This is a genomic window from Fibrobacter sp. UWR3, assembly GCF_900143055.1.
Taxonomy (GTDB): domain Bacteria; phylum Fibrobacterota; class Fibrobacteria; order Fibrobacterales; family Fibrobacteraceae; genus Fibrobacter.
This window is the reverse complement of sequence record NZ_FRCW01000004.1, coordinates 128,752-150,206: the sequence shown is the minus strand read 5'-3', so window position 1 is coordinate 150,206 and position 21,455 is coordinate 128,752. Positions and strand designations below refer to the sequence as shown.

Annotated in this window: 16 protein-coding genes; 8 read left to right on the top strand and 8 right to left on the bottom strand. The window is 53.7% G+C overall.

Annotated features, from left to right (window positions below; genetic code table 11):
* Window positions 1-2: 2 nt before the first annotated feature.
* From BUA44_RS06450 to BUA44_RS06425, 6 genes are all read right to left on the bottom strand, one after another.
* A complete protein-coding gene (locus BUA44_RS06450; RefSeq protein WP_143151891.1) occupies window positions 3-725 on the bottom strand; it encodes a hypothetical protein in 723 nt (240 codons plus the stop codon).
* On the bottom strand, window positions 713-1,240 hold the full coding sequence (locus BUA44_RS06445) for a hypothetical protein (protein WP_072809937.1): 528 nt from the start codon (window positions 1,238-1,240) through the stop codon (window positions 713-715). Before BUA44_RS06445 ends, BUA44_RS06450 begins: the two co-directional genes overlap by 13 nt.
* Window positions 1,241-1,294: 54 nt before the next feature.
* Window positions 1,295-2,944: a glycoside hydrolase family 9 protein gene (locus BUA44_RS06440; protein ID WP_072809935.1), complete on the bottom strand. Its 1,650-nt coding sequence runs from the start codon at window positions 2,942-2,944 to the stop codon at window positions 1,295-1,297.
* A 77-nt stretch (window positions 2,945-3,021) separates the two neighbouring features.
* Window positions 3,022-3,711 carry a cell division ATP-binding protein FtsE gene (locus tag BUA44_RS06435; RefSeq protein ID WP_072809933.1) on the bottom strand — a complete coding sequence of 230 codons (690 nt, stop codon included), beginning with the start codon at window positions 3,709-3,711 and terminating at the stop codon, window positions 3,022-3,024.
* 33 nt (window positions 3,712-3,744) lie between these two features.
* Window positions 3,745-5,031, bottom strand: a complete 1,287-nt coding sequence (locus BUA44_RS06430; protein ID WP_072809930.1) for a peptidylprolyl isomerase — start codon at window positions 5,029-5,031, stop codon at window positions 3,745-3,747.
* On the bottom strand, window positions 5,028-5,879 hold the full coding sequence (locus BUA44_RS06425) for a hypothetical protein (protein WP_097035068.1): 852 nt from the start codon (window positions 5,877-5,879) through the stop codon (window positions 5,028-5,030). The genes BUA44_RS06430 and BUA44_RS06425 overlap by 4 nt, the downstream gene beginning before the upstream one ends.
* A 160-nt stretch (window positions 5,880-6,039) precedes the next feature.
* On the opposite strand from BUA44_RS06425, the gene pheT reads away from it, so the two are divergent.
* Window positions 6,040-8,475 carry a phenylalanine--tRNA ligase subunit beta gene (pheT, locus tag BUA44_RS06420; protein ID WP_072809925.1) on the top strand — a complete coding sequence of 812 codons (2,436 nt, stop codon included), beginning with the start codon at window positions 6,040-6,042 and terminating at the stop codon, window positions 8,473-8,475.
* A 69-nt stretch (window positions 8,476-8,544) separates the two neighbouring features.
* Here pheT and BUA44_RS06415 read toward each other — a convergent pair whose 3' ends face one another.
* Entirely contained in the window at window positions 8,545-8,922 is a 378-nt protein-coding gene (locus BUA44_RS06415) for a hypothetical protein (protein WP_072809923.1), read from the bottom strand.
* 166 nt (window positions 8,923-9,088) lie between these two features.
* On the opposite strand from BUA44_RS06415, the gene dnaX reads away from it, so the two are divergent.
* The 7 genes from dnaX (at window position 9,089) to BUA44_RS06380 (ending at window position 20,694) form a co-directional block, all read left to right on the top strand.
* Entirely contained in the window at window positions 9,089-10,804 is a 1,716-nt protein-coding gene (gene dnaX / locus BUA44_RS06410) for a DNA polymerase III subunit gamma/tau (protein WP_072809920.1), read from the top strand.
* 13 nt (window positions 10,805-10,817) lie between these two features.
* Window positions 10,818-11,126 carry a YbaB/EbfC family nucleoid-associated protein gene (locus tag BUA44_RS06405; RefSeq protein WP_072809918.1) on the top strand — a complete coding sequence of 103 codons (309 nt, stop codon included), beginning with the start codon at window positions 10,818-10,820 and terminating at the stop codon, window positions 11,124-11,126.
* A 180-nt stretch (window positions 11,127-11,306) separates the two neighbouring features.
* Complete coding sequence (locus BUA44_RS06400; RefSeq protein WP_072809916.1) at window positions 11,307-12,725, top strand: TolC family protein; 1,419 nt, start codon at window positions 11,307-11,309, stop codon at window positions 12,723-12,725.
* A 13-nt stretch (window positions 12,726-12,738) separates the two neighbouring features.
* The gene (locus BUA44_RS06395) at window positions 12,739-13,785 is read left to right on the top strand and encodes an efflux RND transporter periplasmic adaptor subunit (protein ID WP_072809913.1); all 1,047 of its coding nucleotides are present in this window, start codon (window positions 12,739-12,741) and stop codon (window positions 13,783-13,785) included.
* A gap of 14 nt (window positions 13,786-13,799) precedes the next feature.
* Window positions 13,800-16,949, top strand: a complete 3,150-nt coding sequence (locus BUA44_RS06390) for an efflux RND transporter permease subunit (RefSeq protein ID WP_072809910.1) — start codon at window positions 13,800-13,802, stop codon at window positions 16,947-16,949.
* A gap of 149 nt (window positions 16,950-17,098) precedes the next feature.
* Entirely contained in the window at window positions 17,099-19,300 is a 2,202-nt protein-coding gene (locus BUA44_RS15280; protein ID WP_143151890.1) for a T9SS type A sorting domain-containing protein, read from the top strand.
* A gap of 167 nt (window positions 19,301-19,467) precedes the next feature.
* Window positions 19,468-20,694 carry a GspE/PulE family protein gene (locus BUA44_RS06380; protein ID WP_083579508.1) on the top strand — a complete coding sequence of 409 codons (1,227 nt, stop codon included), beginning with the start codon at window positions 19,468-19,470 and terminating at the stop codon, window positions 20,692-20,694.
* A gap of 7 nt (window positions 20,695-20,701) precedes the next feature.
* Here BUA44_RS06380 and mtgA read toward each other — a convergent pair whose 3' ends face one another.
* Window positions 20,702-21,445: a monofunctional biosynthetic peptidoglycan transglycosylase gene (mtgA, locus tag BUA44_RS06375; RefSeq protein ID WP_072809903.1), complete on the bottom strand. Its 744-nt coding sequence runs from the start codon at window positions 21,443-21,445 to the stop codon at window positions 20,702-20,704.
* Window positions 21,446-21,455: the final 10 nt, after the last annotated feature.

The window sequence follows — 21,455 nt, the reverse complement described above, 5'->3', positions numbered from 1 at the left end:
CGCTACTTCCAAGCGGCAGTCAGCGAAATCCCTAGATGGAGGTTATTTATTTCTTCAACAGGGTCGCGTTTCGGGTTCTTCCCTATCCGGAAGTTCTCATCGCCGTATTCGTAATTCGAGCCAGTCGCGTTTTCATATATTCCCATATTCAGGGTAAAGCCGATGAAGTAATGCTCCGACACCTTCCAGAGTTTGCCTACCTCGAACTTGCCGCCAACCTCAAAACCACAGTATGCCATTCCGTAGTCTTCCCATAGGTTGTCGGTAAACATGAACGAAAGTGTCGCCCCGATAAAAGTCCCGTATAAAAATGAAGATTTTGTCTGGAAGGGATACACCTTTAATCCAAAGCCAAATATCGGGCGGACCATGACTTCAGTCCTATCGTATTCCTCCTTGTCACGGGAATAGAACTTGTAGCGTGAATCGCCTATCGATACGGCAAGGCCCAAATCAAAAAGGAAAATAAACCGCTTGGCTAGAGAAAGCCCCGCCTGCACATCGAGTATCGGGCCACCCCCTTCAAACGAGTAAATGTCGTAAGTGAGGTTCTCGTCATAGACCATCTCGTCGCGGTCCTTGTCGTGATACCAATGGGTAGAGGATTCCGTCTCGTAACTAGATTTCGTATAATGGCCACCCAGGGATACTTCGAAATACGGGAGTACCGAATCGTCCGAAATGGCAAGCGCCGCACAGGCCAAGCACGCTACTAATTGCACCATCCGTTGGAACATTTCAACCTCAGGGCTGCGTAATTCACGAACTTGCCACAGGATGTATCCTCCGGCGGCAGGAATTTATCGAACTCGTAATCTCCGGCGATACTGCGCTCGTCAAATTCCACAAAACGAAAATTGAGGTCATCCGGCTTCCAGTATTCCGAATGGCTATCAATCTCGTACGTGGGCAGCGCAACAACCTTGTCGCCGCAATAGAAGGAGATATTGACAGAAACCTTGTTCTCGCGACCTAGCGAAAACAGGCTGTCGCAAGTGTCCCTGCAAACAATCCTATTCACCGAATCCTGTACTACGGACGTATCCGCCCAGACGATATCTCCGGCCTGGTACGTAATCCGCAATTCCAGGGAATCTACCTTGTCGGGCTTATATGCGGCAATGTCGGTCGAGTATTCAGGGTCAGTTTCCCAATCCGGGTCACAAGCCATGCAACAGAATGCAAGCCACGCCAAAACAAGCGCGTAAAATATCGCAAATCTGGACCTGATCAGCTTCATCAGGTTTTAATATATAAACAAATTAAATGTTGTGCAACAGGCGCCGGTTAAAAATTAGCAGCAGAAACTGAGTGCAGCAACCAGCGGGGCATTCCAGTTGATAGCGGTCTCGTTACTCGCAAAGGAACAGCGCTCATCCGTGTACGAGAATCCCGGCTGCGGGCCCGGATAATGCGGGAACCTATGCAGGTCCTGCCTGTCGGCATTGATGCCACCCGCGAGAAGCCCGGGAATCGGGGCCTCGATTCCGTCGGAATGGCTTATGCGATGATGGATGAACTTCGGAGAACTCCACGCGGAGCCCGTCACGAAGCAGCGGTCCACCGGATTCTTCCCGAAAATAAAGTCCAGCATGCGCCTTGCACAGTCCGCATAGACTTTCGACGGGAACCATTCATCCACAAGGAACAATGTAAGCGCGTGGTTTGCTATTTCGCCGTTCGAACCCCATACAAACTTGCGGATAGAAAGCCCGTACGGGTCCTCGCCGGCAAGTTTCACGATTTTGTCCGCAACGCCCTTCAGCGTATTGCGGGCTCGTACCTGCAAATCCGGGTCCTGCGACTGCAGGGCAAGCGCAATCCAGCCCAAGTTTTGCGTATCGCGCCAGCTCATGCCCAAATCGGGCGGGCATTTTTCCATGTCACGGAGGAGCAGTTCCTTAAGGTCCGCACCAGCGACCTGCCCTTCGCGGTACAGCATCGCGCGCGCCCAGAAGAACTCGTCATCGTAGCGCTCGTCACCGTACCCGCCGCTACCCTCGGTATTGTGCGGGTAAGTGACATCGGGATTCTCGACGGCCCAGCGGTAAGCGCGGAGGGCTGCATCCAGACACTGCTTGGCAAATCCGGGATACGCACGGGCAAATACGCGATGCGCCTGCGCAAGAGCACCTGCAAAATTCAGTGTCGATGTGGTCGATTTCCCGAGAATCTGGCGCTTCTGCAGGGCATCGGACTGCGACGGCGAAACAAACCCGTCCCAGCGCACCGGCGACACCTTGAAAAACACACCGCCGTCTTCGTCCTGCATGCGGAGGAAAAATTCAAGTTCGAACCGGATTTCCTCGAGCAGGTTCGAGCGGAACGACCCCACATCGAAAAAGTCCGCATTGCTAGAAACCATCGGGCGGTCATCCGCAAATTCTGCCGCCAGCAGGAGCGTCGCCAGCGACACACCGCCATTCACTATATACTTGCCGTAGTCGCCAGCATCGTACCAGCCGCCATGAGCATTCCACGTTCCGGCACGTTCCATGCTCGGGTGGAATTCGATGTTGTCGTCCAGATGCGCGGCGGGTCTCGCCCATTTCCCAGCACGGTCCGGAGTCAACTCCACACCACAGCGCTGAAAATAGAACGACTTGAGCGTCAGCGAAAGTTGTTCCAGGGCAAGCCTATCAGAAACTTCAAAGAACTTTGATTCGGCAAGGATATTCCCCTTCGCATCCATCACCGCAATACGGTAATTCCCATCCCTTGCAATTTCCGAAAAGTCGCCTTCCCATACAAATTCGTCTGTATATGAACAGGCGCCCTTCTCGGCCATCGAGGCACCGAACACGCGTTCTCCCCTCTCGGTATATACCTCAAACCACGGCTGCATTCCCTTCAGGGGATTATCCGCCACATCGCATGCAAGCAGGAAAACCTTCGGCCCCTTGGGGGCATAGCCGACATGGTTGTAGCGGACGCTGAATTTCATGCCCTAAGAATAAATTTTTCACAGCCCAAAAGAAAGGGCCTTGATGTCTTTTCCGTTTACAAAAATAACCAGCGCAATTAAATCAGGTCTCTGTTCAAGAGTTCGCCGTGATCAAGCACCAGGCGGCGGAACGGGCTATTCAGGTAAAAGTCCGGGTTATGCGTCGCCATCACCACGGTGGTGCCGCGGGCATTGATTTCCTTGAAAATCTTGAACACCTCGTCGGCGTTTTTCGGGTCCAGGTTACCGGTCGGTTCGTCCGCCAAGAGCAAGTACGGGTTATGCACCATCGCGCGGGCAATCGCCACACGCTGCTGTTCACCACCGGAAAGCGTATAGGGCATCGCAAATCGTTTCTGGCTTATCCCCACCAGGGCAAGCGCGTCAAACACGGCCGCATTTATCTTGCTGCTCGGGGTCCCTACGATGCGCAGTGCCAGCGCCACGTTCTCAAAAACGTTCCTGTCGGGCAATAACTTGAAATCCTGGAAAATTATTCCCATCTTGCGGCGGAACGCCTGTATCCTGTTGTCCGGAGAACTCTTGCTGTCGTAAATGCAGTCGCTGGTGAACTTCACCATTACCTGGCCGCCACGTTCCATATCGGGGCGTTCGTCCATATAAATTAATTTCAGCACGGTCGACTTACCCGCACCCGAATGCCCCGTCAGGAACACGAACTCACCCTTATTGATACGGAAGGTGACATTGTTCAGCGCCTTCCAGTTATCCTCGTAGGACTTTGTCACGTGGGTGAAGTGAATCATGATGGTCCGTGCTCCTCGCGATAAACCGGAGAACTATTCCGTCATGCGGATTTCGATGTGGACTTCCTCGCGCCACTTCTTGAGGAGGGCGTTCAGTTTCTCGTTTTCCAGGTGGTTTGCCGCCATAGCCTCAATCTTGCCGTAATCTTCCTCGAGCGTGAGTTCGCGAACCTGGCGAGAATCGTCCAGGCGGAACAGGTGGTACGAACCGTCAATCTCCACAGGCTCCGAGACTTCGCCCACGTTCAGGTTAGAAACGGGGTCAACGTACGCGGGTTCCATCTCGTTCTTCTGGTACCAGCCCAGCAGGCCTCCCGCAAAGTTGCTCGACTTGTCGGTACTGAACTTCTTCGCCGCCGCAGAGAAATCGTCCTTCGTCTTGATGGAGGCACGGAGAGAATCCGCCAGTTGCAGCACGCGTGCAGAATCCGCTGCCGTCGGAATCGTGCGGAGCAGAATGTGTGCAGAACGCACGCCGTCTTCCTTACGGCCAATCACGCGGACAATGTGCCAGCCACGGTCCGTCTTGACCGGAGTGGAGGAATACTGCCCATTCTTCAGCAGGTCGAGCGTGCGCTCAAAAGCCGGGTCCAAAAGTCCACGCCTGTAGTAACCGAGGTCACCTCCCTTTTCGGCAGAGGAATCCTGCGAATGGTTCTTCGCAAGCAGTTCAAATTTGATACCCAGGTTCAGGCTATCCACGAGATTCTCTGCCAGGCGCTTCACGGAATCCACGATGGCGGAATCCGGTTCAATCTTCAACTGGATATGACTCAGCTGCACGCAGTTGTACTGCCTCGGGAGCGAATCCTTGTACGTCTGGTAGAAAAAGTCCACTTCCTTTTTGGTCGGGCTTACCGCACCCACATGGCGCTGGCGCACGCGCTGCGTTTCCACATGGCTCCTGATTTGCTTCGCAAGCTGTTCGCGGTACTGCGCCATGCTCACCCCCAGCTGGGAACGGATGGCCTTCTCGAGCGTCGCCATGTTCACGTTCTGGCTTGCCGCAAGCTGGCTCAGGTGCGCCGTCACGCGCTGGTCAATTTCCGCATCGCTCACCACGATGGAATCGCGGTCAATGCGGCTCAGCAAAACCTTTTCTTCAATCAGCTTGTCGAGCACGTACTGCTTCTGCTGTTCCTCGGTCATCGCAGCGCCTTCGGGCGTTTCCTGGAAATGGTACAGGTTGTTCAGGAACTCCGAGCGCATAATCGGCTTCCCGTCGACAATCGCCGCAATCCCTTCCATGAGGACCGGGGCAGAAAAAGCCGAAGCGACAAGCCCTGCAAGGGCGACAACAACTAGATAAAACTTCTTCATTCGCTTTCCTTTTCAGAGAACACGGTAGATTTCGAGAAAATCGGCCGCTTCATTTTCCATTCTTTCTTCAGGCGCTCCATAACCGTATTGCGGTGTTCGAGCCAAACCATGTTCGAAACATCCTCGGCAACGTCCTTGTAGGGTCTCACCTCCGCAGAATCGAGCCTTTCCGTAACTATCGCCATCTTCAGGGCGCCACCACAGTAGCGCATCACCGAAAGTTTGCCTATCGGGAACGTCTCGATTTCCTTGATCATGCACGTATCCGGCGAGGCTGTCACGGTATCAAACTTCACGATTTCGCTTATCAGCGGGTTTTCCGCAGGTACCACGTTCAGGGCCCGCGACTTCATTTCCTTGTAGTACGCATCGGCATTCGCCCACGTCTTAAAGTAGAGAATCGCACCCGAGATGGAGGTCTTGCCACGCAGGTAGTTTTCGCGGTGTTCCTGATAGTAGTTTAGTTTCTCGGCATCGCCTATCAGCATGGTATCAGCAAACGTCTGCAGGTAGTAATCCACCACCAGCTTGCGCACGGTACTCTCGATTTGGCCCGAAAGCACGGAATCCGACATAATCCCGGCATCCATGGCCTCCTGGTAGGCAACCTCCTCGTCTATCCAGTGCTCGAGGAAGGCAAGCCGGGTACGGTCATCCAGCGAGTTCCAGTTCGGGACCATGCTCAAGAGTTTGGACTGCGTCAGGTTCACCTTGCCCACGGAAACAACGACCGGGTCTTCCTTGCCAAAGGGCAAGTCGAACGGCAACTTGAACGGCAGGTCACAACCCGTCAAGGCAACAAGCGAACACAGGCTCAATGCAAACAATAAGCACTTCACAAATTTCATCGCGCTATAATTTAGAAAATTCATGCCCCGCAATGTCATAAAACTCATTTTTTGCTAAATTTCCCGACGAAAATTTAAGCGGGCACGGATTTTGCGACGTTGCCACGTTTATCCGTATGGATTGACGCGTTGTTGCAGTCCTCGTGCCAAAGAGGAAAAAATGAAAGTTTCTTTGAATTGGCTCAGACGTCACGTTGATCTTCCGGAATCTGCGGAAGAAGTTGCAAAGGCCCTCACCTCCATCGGCCTCGAAGTCGAAGGCATGGAAGAACCGGGCAAGGTCTACGAGAAGCTCGTGGTGGCGAAGGTCCTCACCTGTGAAGCTCACCCGGACAGCGACCACCTGCACATCACCACCGTGAACGACGGCAAGGAAACGCTCCAGGTCGTGTGCGGCGCCCCGAACGTAGCCGCAGGCCAGACCGTGGTTCTCGCCCCGATTGGCGCGGAACTCCCGCTTCCCGATGGCGGCACGCTCAAGATGAAGAAGTCCAAGATCCGCGGTGTAGAAAGTTTCGGCATGATCTGCGCCGAAGACGAAATCGGCCTTAGCGACGATCACGCGGGCATCATGGTGCTGGATGACAGCATTCCCGCAGGTACCCCGTTCGTGAGCCTCGGCCTCTACGACGTGTGCTTTGAGTTGAACGTGACCCCGAACCGCCCGGATGCACTCAGCCACCGCGGCGTGGCACGCGAACTCGCAGCGAAGTTCAACCGCCCGCTCAAGCCCCTCGCCTACACCTTGAACGAGGATGCCGAGGCGGCAAGTTCCGCCATCAGCCTCGAAGTGGTGCCCGGCTGCGGTTGCTCCCGCTATGTGGGCCGCGTCATCAAGGACGTGAAGGTCGAAAAGTCCCCGGCATGGCTCGCAAAACTCCTGCACGCCGTGGGCATGAACAGCATCAACAACGTGGTGGACATTACGAACTTCATTCTAATGGACGTGGGCCAGCCGCTCCACAGCTTCGACATGGACCAGCTGCACGGCAACAAGATCAAGGTGCGCCGTGCCGTGAAGGGCGAGCATATTGAAACTATCGACCACACCGCTCACGAACTCGTTGAAAACGACCTCGTGATTTGCGACGGCGACCGTCCGGCCTGCGTTGCCGGCGTGATGGGTGGCGTCGAATCCGAAATTGTCGATACCACCAAGAACGTGTTCCTCGAGAGCGCCTGGTTCAACCCGACGGTGGTCCGCAAGCAGGCAAAGCGCCTCTGCATCTCCACGGACTCCAGCTACCGCTTTGAACGCGAAATCGACTTCGCGACCCAAGACGAATACAGCAAGTACGCCTGCGCACTCATCCAGGAAGTGGCCGGCGGCCGTATTCTCAAGGGCACTGTCGAATACACCGGCGACGACCACAAGAAGGAATGCAACGTGGTCACGCTCCGCATTGCGCAGGCCGAACGTGTTATCGGCATGAAGTTCGACATGGCCCAGGTGGAAAAGTTCCTCACTGGCATCGCCCTCGAAGTCGTTTCCAAGACGGCAGACTCCATCACGTTCAAGATTCCGAGCTTCCGCCCCGACCTCGAACGCGAAGTGGACCTCATCGAAGAAGTCGCCCGCCTCGTCGGGTTCGACAACATCCCGTACACGCTGCCCTCCTTCAAAATGCAGCCGAACGAGCTTCCGCCGATTGAAGTTTTGAACCGCAAGATCCGCAAGACGCTCTCCGCTATGGGTCTGCTCGAATGCCTGAGCCTGCGCTTCACGAGCAAGGCACGCACCGAGGCCCTCTTCGGCCCCGAAAGCGACGACCGCCGCAGCAAGCCCGCACTGCTCCTGAACCCGCTTTCCGAAGAGCTGGGCGCCGTGCCCACGAGCCTTCTCCCCAACCTTCTCAAGAGCGTTGCCGAGAACGAGAAGAACCGTCCGGGTTCCGTGCGCCTGTTCGAAGTGGCCAAGGGCCAGTTCAAGCGCGACCGCAAGGACGTGCGCGACCCGGGCTTCGACGAATCGAACCTCGTCGCCCTCACGATTGCAGGCAACTTCGACGTGAACCCGCTCAACGACAAGCCCGCCCAGATTGACTTTGCCGCGTTCAAGGGATTCGTGCAGAGCTTCCTCAAGCGCGTGGGTCTCGTGGTTGAATTCCGCGTGCCGGCCAAGCCTGAAATTTTCCTGCACCCGGGCAAGCAGACCGAAATCCTCGCCGACGGCGTGGTGCTCGGCACCATGGGCGAACTCCACCCCTCTGTGATGGCCGCGAACGACATCAGCTACACCACCTACGTGATGGAACTCGACATGGACAAGATGGAACACGCCACCCACAAGAAGATCGTGTTCGAAGCCTTCAGCCGCCAGGTGCCGTCTAGCCGCGACATCTCGCTGGAAGTGGCGAAATCCATGACCCACGAGGACATCGTCGCCCGCATCAAGGGGCTCAACCCCAAGAACCTCGCGAAGATTACCCTCAAGAGCATCTACGAAGGTGACAAGATCGAAGCCGGCAAGAAGAACATGGTCTACAGCCTCACCTACCAGGCCATGGACCGCACACTTACCGACGACGAAGTCAACAAGGCGCACAACAAGCTGCGTGACAAGCTCGTCGCGAACGGCGACATCGTACTCCGCTAAACTGCGCCTATATAAAGATTAAAACCGCTGAGGCATCCTCGGCGGTTTCTTTTTTTACAGGTGTTTTTTTTATTCCAGCGCTTCCCTAATCTGCTGGATAAAGTCCATTTCCTCGGGCGAAACGTTGGTCTCGTTGTCGTTTTCGCGCGAGGCGTTCGCGACACGGAGCATCGATTCCAGGACCTTGCTACGGAATTCGCCGGACTGCCCCTTGAGGACCTCGACGCAAGCCGCCGCACGCTCCTTCGCAGTCTTGAAACTCGCATACGTGTCGTTAAAATCGTCCCACGAAACATCCGGGGTCACCTCGTCGTGAATGGCATCGAGCGCATCGCTTTCCGCCTCAGTCGCGGAGGTAGAACCGGGCAGCAATTTCTCTGTCTCGGATTCATGGTACAGGCATGCCACCTGCCAAGAAAGAATCAATAACGCCAAATTCGGATTCATCGTGTACCTCGTGGTTTTATTTACAAATAATAAAAAAAAATGTGAAATGTGGAATGTGGGATGTAAGATTACCCATTTTTCATCAGCCATTCGTCATTTCTCATTAGTCATTACACATTTCACACCACACACTTCACATTTCTGACTTTTTACTACATTTAAAGTCATGGCATACGTAGCAATGGCCCGCAAGTGGCGCCCGCAGTCCTTTGACGACATGGTCGGGCAGGAACATATCGCACAGACCCTCAAGAACGCAATCGAAGGGGGCCGTCTCCACCACGCATTCCTGTTTACCGGGACCCGTGGCGTAGGCAAGACCACCAGTGCCAGAATCCTCGCCCGCACGCTCAACTGCACCGGCGGCGACCCGCTGCACCCCTGCGGAAAGTGCGAAAGTTGCAAGGATATCGCGGGCGGCAACCCGATGGATATCTACGAAATAGACGCTGCCTCCAACACCGGCGTCGACAATATCCGCGACGTGATTGACCGCGTGCAGTACCCGCCCGTTATAGGCAAGTACAAGATTTTCATCATCGACGAAGTCCACATGCTGTCTCCGGGTGCGTTCAACGCGCTCCTGAAGACCCTCGAGGAACCCCCTCCGCACGTGATTTTCATCTTCGCGACCACCGAAGTGAACAAGCTGCTGCCGACCATCCTTTCGCGCGTGCAGCGTTTCGACTTCAAGCGCCTGACCATCAACCAGATTGCCTCGCGCCTGCGCTACATCTGCGAGCAGGAACACATCAACGCCTCCGACGAAACCCTCAATATTTTCGCCGAGAAGGCGGATGGCTCCATGCGCGACGGCCTTACCTTCTTTGACCAGGCATACGCGTTTACCGGCAGCGAGATGGACGCCGATTCCGTGCGCTCCGTGCTCGGCATTCCGCCTACGGAACTGTTCTTCGAGCTCATCCAGGCCATCGAGAACCACGACCTCAAGGGTTGCTTCCAGATGGTCGACAAGGCCGTCAACCGCGGTATCGAGTTTGCCCCCCTCCTCGACGGGTTCGGCAAGTTCCTGCGCAACCTCATCTACAGCAGGCTCGACGCCTTCACGCCCGACGAACTGAACATTTCGGCGGAACTCTACGAGAAATTCAAGGAAACCGCAAAGGGCCTCTCGAACGGCGACCTGCTGCGCATATCCAAGATGCTTATCGACCTGCAGGCGCAAATCCGCTACAGCACGAACCCGCGCCTCCTGGTAGAAACGACTTTCGCTCGCATGGCATGGCTAGACCGGCTGACCGATCTACGACGCGCACTAGCCGCCATAAACGACCCCAAATCCGCCGCCGACGAGGCGACAAAAAAAAAAGTAGGTAAAATCCTCGAGGTACTCCCCCAAGAGGAGGAATCCGTCTCAAACGAGACGTTCCCCGAATCGCCCGCTCCGTACACGCGGTACGAGATTACCAACGCATGGCCCTCCATATCGGCATCGCTCGCGAACTGCGGCGACCTGCAGTTCTCTGCCGCCGTAAACGGTTCCGTTCTTGAATCGGGCGACCAGAAGCTGACCCCGTTCCCGCTGTTCCTTACCTACGTATGCGAAAACGAGCAGAGCGTTCCCTGGGGCTACCAGCAAATACAGGAACAGCCGGAATACCTCGCGCGCCTAAAGACTATCCTCCAGGACAAACTCCAGACCCAGGTCGATCTTAGGCTTCGGCTCAGGACTTTTACCAACGAAGAACTCATCGCCCGCGCAAACGCGCAGAAAAACCCCTTTGAGCGAGACATGGATAAGGACGAACTTCTCAGGAAGATGGTCGAAATCTTCGGCGGACAATATTTAAATTCTAAACAGTTAAACAAGCAGGTTGACCTCCCGACAAGCGAGTCGTGTGAAGAGGTCACCGACAACTAGAAGGAAACGCACTATGGACATGAACAAGATGCTCCGGGACCTCCAGAAAATGCAGAGCAAGATGCTCAGGGCCCAGAACGACCTTAAGACGCAGAGTTTTGACGCCGAGGCGGGCGGCGGCATGGTAAAGGTGGCCATCAACGGCCAGGGAATCCTCACCATGATAAAGATCAACCCCGATGCAGTCGACAAGGACGACGTGGAAGCCCTCGAAGACCTCGTCATGGCTGCCATCAACGCAGCAATCAAGAAGAAGGACGAAGCGGCCCAGTCGAGCCTCAACGACATCACCGGCGGCATGAAAATCCCCGGCCTGATGTAATCCGGACACATCCATATTTTTTGCAAAACACGTGCACAGATAAGCACGTGTTTTGTTTTTTAGGGCCGTTCCTTTTACCGCCTAAATTGGTCGTTTCATCTAGAAATACAACCCCACTCCCTTGTTATATAGTGCGGTTTTTGCTAAATTTGGCGCAACCTTGTAGTATAGGAGTACTAGATGTCAAGGAATTTCGCCCTTTTATCGGCACTTGCCCTGAGCCTCGCGATACCATCGTGGGCGGGCAAGACGTACACCCGCGAAGAAGCGATCAATATTGCTCTTGAAAAATCTTCGGACGTCAAGTCTGCCGAAGAAGACCTAAAAAGCGCCAGCTCCCAGGTAACCGCCGGCTACGGCAACGCCTACCCCACAATCGACCTGAGTGCAACGGTTACCCGTATTTTTGGCCTTGATGACGTGGAAAAGACCTCCGACCTCGCCGACGCTGCCGCAAACATGGCAGCAGGTACCGACGAGAACGGCAACCCCATGGCAAACGCCTACGACCAGCAGGTTATCGGCCCCGCCGTGGACGGGCTCATTTACGGCATGAAGTCACAGGGCTACCGCTGGCAATCCAGCGTAGGCATCACGGCCACGCAGATTCTCTACGCCCAGGGCAAGGTGGGTACCGGTATCGAGATTGCAAAGGCATACAAGCGCGTAAGCGAAGTGAATCTCGAAAACAAGAAGGCCCAGGTCCGCTACGATGTCGCGAACGCATTTGACCAGCTCATCTATCTCGATTCCGCAATCAGCATCATGTACGCCTCCAAGGACATGCTCCAGGAAAACCTGAGCTTCGTGGAACAGTCCCTCAAGAGCGGGCTCGCCACGGAACTTGACCTCATCCGCGTGCAGCTCTCGATGGACCAGCTGAATTCCAAGATTGCAAGCACCGAAAAGAAGCGCATCCTCGCCCGTAACGCCCTCCTGAACACCATGGGCCTCGAATGGGAAAGCGACGTGCAGTTCCAGGGCGACCTGCGCGACCCCGCGGCAGGCTACACCTACCCCGATACCAGCATGGCGAACGTGAAGAAGCGCCGCAGGGAACTCGTGATGCTCGAAGAAACCGAGAACATGAAGAACCTGAACATCGAAATCGAGGAAGGCGGCTACAAGCCGACAGTCGTGCTCCTTGGCGGCATCAAGTACGCAAACAACAAGAACGACTTCTTCGACTGGGATGCACCCAAGTGGGATAAGCTCAACAAGTACGTGGCACTTAACGTCACGATGAACCTCTTCAACGGCATGAAGACCCGCGAGAGCGTCACGCAGGCCAAATCGAGCCTCCGCAGCACGCAAATCCAGAAGGAAACTGCCGAGCGCGGGTTCCGCATGCAGATTGAATCCTGCGCGAACACGCTCGAGGACGCGAACAGCCAGATTGAAATTGCAAAGCGCCAGGTTGACTTGGCGCAGAAGAACTATGACCTCACGAACGACGCCTACAAGCTCGGGCGCGAAACGCAGCTGAACCTCCTGACGGCAGAAAACAGCCTGCGCACCGCAAAGCTCGACTACATGAATTCCATCGTCGAATGGAACAAGGCATACAACGCCCTCCTGCAGGCCACCGGAGAATATTAATAGGAAGCAGAATATGAACAAGATCACGAAAACAGTCATCACCCTTTCAGCCATTTCGCTTCTTCTTGTCGGCTGCGATCTCAAGAAAGACGAAAAAACCGAAGCAAAGCCCACCACTATCGAGGAAATCCAGAAGGAAAAGGGCAAGCCCGCACGAGTCGTGAAGGCAACCGCGGCAAAGCTCAGCGATGTCCGCAAGTTCAGCGGTTCTATCGAAGGTATGCAGCAGTCCTACGCCATCTCCAAGATGAGCGACCCGCTCGCAAAGATTAACGTGCAGGTAGGTTCCTCCGTGCAAAAAGACCAGGTGCTCGCCGAATACATCTTTACCGGCGACAACACGCAGTACCAGCAGGCGCAAGAACAGGTGGCCCTCCTCGAGAAGGCGACCGAGCGCATGCGTGAACTCCATGCCAAGGGTGGTATCAGCCAGCAGGACATGGACACGCAGGAAATGCAGTTGAAGATTGCCAAGATGAACCTCGAGACCGCCCGCCGCGCCACAAAGATTCTCGCACCGGCTGCAGGCGTGGTGACCGAGCTCAACTACAAGGTGGGCCAGACTCCGGGACTTGGCGGCGTGTTCTGCACCATCGCGAAACTCAACCAGGTTATCCTCAAGCTGAACGTCACGAGTAACGACATCGGTTACTTCAAGAAGGGCGCTACCGCAACGGTCACCGTCGCCGGCGAAAAGATCAAGGGCAAGGTGACGCTTATCCCGCTCGCCGCCAACCCGCAGACCCGATTCTTCCCGGTGGAAGTCACCTTCGACAACAAGCACAAGAAGCTCCTCCCCGGCATGTACGTGACCGCGGAACTCGACGCACGCGAAGTGAGCGGCATCGTAATCCCGAACGAGGCGATTGTCTACCGCAATGGCGTGAACGCCGTATGGACTGTCGACAACGAAGGCAAGGCCCGCCGCAAGATTGTGAAGCTCGGCGTGCAGACCAAGGACGACATCCAGATTACCGAAGGCCTGGAAGACAACGAGACCGTCATGGTGGAAGGCCAGAACCGCATGAGCGACGGCGACAAGGTCCTGATTGTCGAATAAGGGAGTTTTGCTGAATGATTAAGGCCAGTATCTACAAACCGATTACCATGCTCATGGTCATCTTGACCGTGGTGGTTTTCGGTCTCTACACCTACAGCATGATGGTGGTCGACCTGATGCCGAAATTCGACGTCCCCGTGGTCACCGCAACCATCATCTACCAGGGCGCAAGCCCCGAAGAAATCGAGTCCACCATCATCAAGCCCATCGAAGACCAGGTGGAACTTGTTGACGGTATCGACTTCGTGCAATCCATATGCCTTGAGAACTACGGCATTCTCGTCGCCATGTTCAACATGGGCGTCAACGTGGACGTGGCCGCAAACGACGTGCGTTCCAAGATTGACCTTGCGTCGGTGAACTTCCCCGATGCCGTGCAGGCCCCGATTATCGCGAAGGTCGATATCAACGGCGCCGCCATCATGTCCATCTCGTTTACCGGACCGCTCAACTCCACGGAACTCCGCCAGAAGGTGGAAGACGATATCGAACCGCTCTTTACCGCAGTTTCCGGCGTGGCTAGCGTCGATGTGTTCGGTGGTACCACTCGCCAGATTTCCATCGAGATTGACAAGGACAAGATGCTCGACCGCAATGTCGATATTGCGACCATCATGGGGCTCTTCGGGCAGTCGAACATCAACTTCCCTATCGGTGAAGTTATCGGCAAGCACAAGAACACGAGCGTGCGTACTTCGGGCAAGTTCCAGACCCTTGACGAAATCCGCAACATGGATATCCCGACGGCGAAGGGCGTCATCAAGCTTAGCGAAATCGCAGTCGTGAAGGATACCATCGAGACCATCACTTCCGCATCGCGCTTCAACGGGCAAAACTCCGTATCGCTCGATATCAAGAAACGTTCCGACGCGAACGTGGTGAAGGTTTCCGAAGGCGTCATCAAGCGCATGAACGAAATCCAGAAGACCCTCCCCGAAGGATTCGAACTGCACCTGGTGTACGACAAGTCCGAAGCCGTGAGCGAATCTATCGACAACGTTATCCAGAACATCATCATCGCCATCGCGCTTACCGCAGGCCTCCTGCTTCTGTTCCTCGGCAAGTTCTCGACGATGATTATCGCTGCCCTCACGATGCCTATCTCCGTGATCGGTGCTTTTACCCTCATGTACTTCGCGGGCTTCGGCATCAACATGATGTCCTTGATGGCACTTTCTTCATCGGTGGGCTTGCTCGTCACAAACTCCATCGTGGTGCTCGAGAACATCAACGAAAAGCTGAAACTCGGGCTTGAACCCAAGGAAGCCGCCTACAAGGGTACCTCCGAAATCATGGTCGCCATTATGGCATCCACGCTCACCAACGTGTGCGTGTTCGTGCCTATCGCATTCATGAAGTCCATCGCCGGTATCTTCTTCCGCACCTTCGGCCTTACCATGGTGTTCGCCACGTTCGTGTCGCTCCTCGTGACCTTCACGCTGACACCGCTCATGGCCGCCTACCTGTTCAAGGGCAAGAAGAAGGATGAATTCGGGAACATCATCGAAGAAAAGCCCGGCATTATCGCAAGCGCGCTGGGCATCTTCCCGAAGGCCCTGAACGGCATCCGCTTTATCTACCTCAAGACGCTTTCGTTCTGCCTCTCCATTCCGGGCGTGATTTTCCAGGTCCTCGCTCTCGTGGGCACAATCGCTGTCGTCGGCTTCCTTGCCAAGAACGCCCTTACGGTCGAAATTATGCCGAAGCAGGACCAGGGCATGATCAGCGTCAAGCTCGAAATGCCCGTGGGCACCAACATCGAAACGACCGACAGCATTGCTCAAATCATCGAAAGCCGCATCAAGGGCGTCCCCGAAATTGTGCACTACAGCATGAACGTCGGTGGTTCCAACGGCATGACGACGGTCAACCAGGCAACGATGCGCGTGAAGCTCTTGAAGGACTGGGAAGGCCGTACCCGCAGCACCGACCAGATTGTCGATTCCCTGCGCCCCTACCTCGCCGACATCCCCGACGCCTACATTTCCATCAAGTCCGCATCCGCTTCCGAAATGAACAACAACTCCGCGGGCGACGTGGTGCTCGAAGTGAACGGCCTGCATGCGGATTCCGTCGTGAAGGCGTCCAACCTGATTATGGACCGCATCAAGGATTCCATCAGCGGCATTGTTGACCTCAAGACGAGTTACGAAGCGGGTAAACCCGAAATTCGCCTCATTCCGAACCGCCAGGCACTCGCCGACTACGGCGTTACGCTCCAGACCGTCGCCACCTACAACTACATCGCGGTGAGCGGCTACGAAGCGGGGCAATATACCGAAGACGGTGAAGAATACGACGTATACGTGCGCATGATGGAAAAGGACCGCCAGAGCCATACCGACATCGAGAACCTGCCGATTATGACCCCGAAGGGTTACCTGAACGCAAGCGAACTCTTCTACATCGAAGACGGTGCGGGCCCGACCCGAATCGACCGCAAGCGCAAGCGTACCCGTGTCGACGTTTCCATGAACCTCTTGCCCGGCCACACTACCGGTGAAATCATGGGCAAGGTGGGCGCACTCGCCGAAAGCATGAAGAGCGAACTTCCCGAAGGCATTACCTTCAGTTTCGGTGCACAGGCCGACATGCAAAACGACATGGTGGCGGAATTCAAGGTGGCCATTATCATGGCAATCCTCCTCACCTACATTTTGCTCATCGCGCTCCTCGAAAGTTTCATGCAGCCGTTCATCATCATGATGACCATCCCGATGGGCGCTATCGGCGTGCTCCTCGCCCTCGTGTTTACCGGCAAGGCGCTCTCGATGATTGCCCTCATGGCTATAGTGATGCTTATCGGTGTGGTGGTGAACAACGCTATTCTATTGCTTGACGAATCGAACAGGCTGCTGCGAAGCGGTGCCATGGGAAGGCGTTCGGCAATGATGACTGCCGCAAAGAACAAGTTCCAGCCGATTGTGCTTGCAACGTTTGCGTCCATCGTGGCACAGCTTCCGCTCGCATTCGCGCTCGGTGGTAACGTGGCCGCCATGACGCAGCCGATGGGTATCGCATCCGTGGGTGGTCTCCTCGTGTCGGCAATCCTCACGATGTACCTCGTGCCCACGTTCTTCTGGCTCCCGAACGCCATATTCCACAAGGCGAAGAAAGGCGCGAGCAAGATCAAGAAAAAGATGAACAAGCACGCGACGGCATAAGCCCGCACAAGCAATGTTTCAGAAATCCCGCCGATCAAGGCGGGATTTTTCGTGCGCAAAAAGGACTAAAAGGCGCAAAATATATATTTTTCTTTACAAAGTGCCAATGATAATATATATTTAGGAGTAACCTGTCCAAGGAGCCGCCTATGACCACCCAGACCCGCCCCTCCTGTTTCCGCCGTTTCTCGGCTTTCAAAGCAATCATTCTCTGCCTGCTGGCAGGGCTATTCAGCACGGCTTTTGCCGAAGATTGGGATGGCTCTACGTCAAAGCCATCTTCCAAAGAAATAGATGGCGTTGAATATTACGTTATCACAAGTCCGAGTGAACTGGCTTGGTTTGCTTACCAGGTGAATACAAACGGAAATACGTCTATTAATGCTGTTTTGAATAACGATATTTATTATGTGGATGATTCTACGACGGCAGCATCACGAGCAACTCCTGTAATTGGAAATGTCTCGAATAAGTTTAATGGAATTTTTGATGGAAATGGTCACGCCATTTATGGAGTGAATAGCTCAAGCCTTTTTGATTATTGTCGGCCCAATTTTATTCTAAAAAATTTAGCGATAAAATCAGGTAAAACAACTTATGGATTTGTTAGATTAAATCATGGAAAAATCGAAAATTGTGTTAATTATGCCGTCGTTCAAGGTGCTTCTGCTATAGCACATGATAATTACGGAGTGATTGAATCGTGCGTTAATAGAGCAACGTTTACGACAGACTCAAGTTTTGGAGGGATTACATATGTGAATTGGGAAAGCGGAACGGTGAAAAATTCTCAATCATTTTTTGATTTTTGTGAAAAAAAACAATTTGTGCTATACGGAAATGCAAAAATTGGAGGAATTGCTGCTCAAAATCGAGGACTAATTTCGTCCTCCATATCAGAAATTTGTTTTCCTAAATTAAAAAATTCTGAATATAACTCGTCGGATTTTCGGCGTATAGGCGGAATTGCTGCCGAAAATATTGGTGGCGCACAATCAATGAATATTGAAAATGCTGTTGTTGAAAAAAGTCAATCAAATGTAAGAATCTATTCAATAGAATCCATAAGTTCTACTAGCACGGTTTCTGCAGAGTTTTATTTTGGTGGAATTGCGGGAAAAAGCGGAGGAACGGTAAAAGAAAGCCAATCCGTCTTTTACATTGACTCCATTTATATAGGGAATAACTTGAATAATAATTTTTATATAGGCGGATTGGTCGGTTTTGCCTCTTGTGGACTTCTCGGAAATAAGGATTACGGGTTTATTGAACAATCTTATTCAGAATTATCTATTGATGTAATTAACGCTCAACCATCAAATAAGATGACTCCATTTCTCATTGGCGGATTGGTGGGAAAAACGCAGTATGAAAAAATTGAAAACAATCATAGCGTATTAAACACACCATTTGAAAATTCCATTGCAAACTTTGTCAGTGCGTCATCATATTATTGGATAAAAAGTGCAGGACTAATCCGAGAAAATACAAAATCACTTGTAAAAAATAGTTATGCCGTTGTAAACAACCGTAGTACCGATTTAGCGAAATATCTAAAAATTTCCGGAATTGCATATACGAATGATTCTGCGTCAACGATAAGTAATAGTTACTACAATATTGATTTTATTGGGGAGGGCGCTAATCCCATACAAATAGATTCTTCTTCATTTACTGTAAATGTATTTGGCAAAACAACTGCGGTTATGCAATCGCCTGAATTTGTAGAAACGTTGAACACGAATGCCGGTCTTGATGACGATAGCGGCCTCTGGCAATACTGCGAGGGCAATTATCCGATTCTCGTAAGCGAGGGAACCTGCGAAGAATTCTACTCAAAGTATGGAATGTCAAGTAGTTCGCTGTCGAGTAGTTCTAGTGCAGAATCGTCTAGTTCAACACCTGTTGAATCTAGCAGTTCTGATGCCGAATCCAGTTCGTCGGAGATTGAATCCTCTAGTTCTGTTCCGATACTTTCGTCCAGTAGTGAAGAATCCAGTAGCAGTTCTGTGATTGCATCTAGTTCTTCTGATGAGTCCTCTTCGAGCAAGGCCGAGACTTCGTCTTCTACAAAGCCGGAATCGTCTTCGTCGTCGAAGGCGAATAGCAGTTCCTCAAAGGGAACGGATATTGCGTGGAATGCGATGCGGCCTATGTTCAATCTTGCGGTAAACGGCATGACGCTCACGCTTTCTAATACGCAGGGTGGCGTTGTCCGCATCTTCGATGCGCTTGGTCACTTGGTTGCTGCCAAGCCAATTGCCAGTGCAACGACGAGCATCACCCTGCAAACTCCGGGCAACTACATCGTCCGAGTGAACGGAATAAGCCGTAGCGTGACGCTCAAGTAAGCCCCTTTGCCCCGTAACACTAGTTATCGGGGCTTTTTTATGCCTTTTTTGAAAATTATTTAGTAGAAAAATTATTTTTCTGCTAAATAATTTCTTTATTTGAACTATATCGGGGATTTTTTATTTCTTGTTGGTTTTCCTGGCCTGCATTTTGTACATTCTCCCCCATGACACCACTTATTTATTGGGGAGTGTCACGCGAGGCAGGCATATATCGCGTGGCGGTTCCAGACATATACGATGAACTTGCGCTCGAGCGCATCCGCATAGAATCGGGGTGCCGGGTTATACCCGAACAGCACAGCGAAAAGGAAATCCGCCAGATGATAAAGCAGGCGGCATGCGGGGCCGCGGACTGCATAAGCATTCCCGAGGCGCCAAAACCCGGGGGCATCAAGAGCAATAGTTGGGAATCGGAGCCCATCATCAACCTGGTGGATTCGCTTATCGAGAAGGCGCAGGAACTGAAGGCGTCGGACATCCACCTGGAACCCGGTGAAAATACGTTCCGCGTGCGGTTCCGCATCGACGGAATGCTCGAGGACTACCGCGAACTGCCGGGATGGCTCGCCGAACCCGTGCTTATCCGGCTCAAGCTACTCGCAAACGTAGACATTACCGAAAGGCGGCTCCCCCACGACGGGAGTTTCACGTTCCAGGGAATCTACCAGAACGTGAATATCCGGCTGAGCACGCTCCCCATACAGGCGGGCGAAAAGTGCGTGCTCCGCCTGCTGCAATCGCAGGATAGCGGCCAGACGCTCGACAGTCTCGAGTTTACCAGCGAAATCCTGCACGCGTTCCGCGAGATATTCAACAAGCCGCAGGGACTATTCCTGATTACCGGGCCCACGGGAAGCGGGAAAACCACCACGCTCTACGCAGGGCTCCGCGAGATACTGCACCGGCAGGTGAACGTGACGACCATCGAGGACCCGGTAGAATACCCGCTGAAGGGGGCGAACCAGGTGCAGGTGAACGCGAAATGCGGTTTCACATTCGCGACCGCCATGAGGTCGATACTGCGCCAGGACCCGGACGTTATCCTCATCGGGGAAATCCGTGACGAGGAAACCGCGCGAATCGCCATACAGGCGGCGGAAACTGGCCACCTCGTGCTCTCCACGCTCCATACGAACAGCGCGAAGGCGGCTATCGACAGGCTACGCGATTTGGGCGTATTGCCCGAAGCCATCCGGGAATCCGTCCTCGGGATTGCCGCCCAGAGGCTGTTGCGCAAGAAGTCGCCCGGCGGATACAAAGGGCGAATCGCCGCCGTCGAACTGCTCCGGCCCGACGGAACGTTCGTGCAGGGCTCATTGCACGAATATGCAGACAAACTAGCGGAAAGGGGAATTACCGACGAGGCTGAAATCCGGCGGGTACTCGGTTAAGCAACCGTTACCGCTTTTCGGTTTCGGGTTCCTTCACGTAGCGGATATTCTGGTGGATGACGCTACGCCTGCGGACCATCGTGGAATCTTCCGATTCGGGCTTGTACTTGCAGGGCGCTACAAGCATAGCCGCGAGGTTCAGCGCCTGCGTGCTATCGAGTTGCGAGCAGTGCACACCGTAATACGCCTCGCTCGCCGCCTCGCACCCGAAAATGTCCTTGCCCCACTGGGCGTAATTCAGGTACAATTCCAGAATACGCTTTTTCCCGAGGTCGTATTCCATCAGGAACGCGTACCCCAGTTCGCGCACCTTGCGTTCCCACGTGCGTTCGCCCGTAAGGAAGAGGTTCTTCGCGAGCTGCTGCGTGATGGTCGAGCCCCCGTAGCGCAACTTGCCCGAAGTTACGTTCGCGTCGACTGCGGTAACGATGCTCCGGATATCGATTCCCGGATGGTAGTAGAAACTCGGGTCCTCTACGGCAATGACCGCATGCTGCAATTTTTTGCTGATGGAATCCAGCGGGACAAAGCGGTGCTTGATTTGCACCTTCGGGTTCGAATCCACAAGGTCGAGCATGAACTTGCTCATCTGCGGTTCAGACTCGCGCATCGCATGGATTTCATCTATCGCCCCGAATATATAGGAATGCGCCTTGATGACGAATACAGTCCCCACAATCGAGAACAATACCGAATAGATAAACAAGACGACAACAAATATACGGGCGACAATCGAAATCTTCTGGAGCATGGTCTTTACA

Excerpts from the sequence above, each read along its gene's own strand:
- BUA44_RS06450 (WP_143151891.1), bottom strand. The coding sequence starts at position 725 with ATGGTGCAATTAGTAGCGTGCTTGGCCTGTGCGGCGCTTGCCATTTCG.
- BUA44_RS06445 (WP_072809937.1), bottom strand. The coding sequence starts at position 1,240 with ATGAAGCTGATCAGGTCCAGATTTGCGATATTTTACGCGCTTGTTTTG.
- BUA44_RS06440 (WP_072809935.1), bottom strand. The coding sequence starts at position 2,944 with ATGAAATTCAGCGTCCGCTACAACCATGTCGGCTATGCCCCCAAGGGG.
- BUA44_RS06435 (WP_072809933.1), bottom strand. The coding sequence starts at position 3,711 with ATGATTCACTTCACCCACGTGACAAAGTCCTACGAGGATAACTGGAAG.
- BUA44_RS06430 (WP_072809930.1), bottom strand. The coding sequence starts at position 5,031 with ATGAAGAAGTTTTATCTAGTTGTTGTCGCCCTTGCAGGGCTTGTCGCT.
- BUA44_RS06425 (WP_097035068.1), bottom strand. The coding sequence starts at position 5,879 with ATGAAATTTGTGAAGTGCTTATTGTTTGCATTGAGCCTGTGTTCGCTT.
- pheT (WP_072809925.1), top strand. The coding sequence starts at position 6,040 with ATGAAAGTTTCTTTGAATTGGCTCAGACGTCACGTTGATCTTCCGGAA.
- BUA44_RS06415 (WP_072809923.1), bottom strand. The coding sequence starts at position 8,922 with ATGAATCCGAATTTGGCGTTATTGATTCTTTCTTGGCAGGTGGCATGC.
- dnaX (WP_072809920.1), top strand. The coding sequence starts at position 9,089 with ATGGCATACGTAGCAATGGCCCGCAAGTGGCGCCCGCAGTCCTTTGAC.
- BUA44_RS06405 (WP_072809918.1), top strand. The coding sequence starts at position 10,818 with ATGGACATGAACAAGATGCTCCGGGACCTCCAGAAAATGCAGAGCAAG.
- BUA44_RS06400 (WP_072809916.1), top strand. The coding sequence starts at position 11,307 with ATGTCAAGGAATTTCGCCCTTTTATCGGCACTTGCCCTGAGCCTCGCG.
- BUA44_RS06395 (WP_072809913.1), top strand. The coding sequence starts at position 12,739 with ATGAACAAGATCACGAAAACAGTCATCACCCTTTCAGCCATTTCGCTT.
- BUA44_RS06390 (WP_072809910.1), top strand. The coding sequence starts at position 13,800 with ATGATTAAGGCCAGTATCTACAAACCGATTACCATGCTCATGGTCATC.
- BUA44_RS15280 (WP_143151890.1), top strand. The coding sequence starts at position 17,099 with ATGACCACCCAGACCCGCCCCTCCTGTTTCCGCCGTTTCTCGGCTTTC.
- BUA44_RS06380 (WP_083579508.1), top strand. The coding sequence starts at position 19,468 with ATGACACCACTTATTTATTGGGGAGTGTCACGCGAGGCAGGCATATAT.
- mtgA (WP_072809903.1), bottom strand. The coding sequence starts at position 21,445 with ATGCTCCAGAAGATTTCGATTGTCGCCCGTATATTTGTTGTCGTCTTG.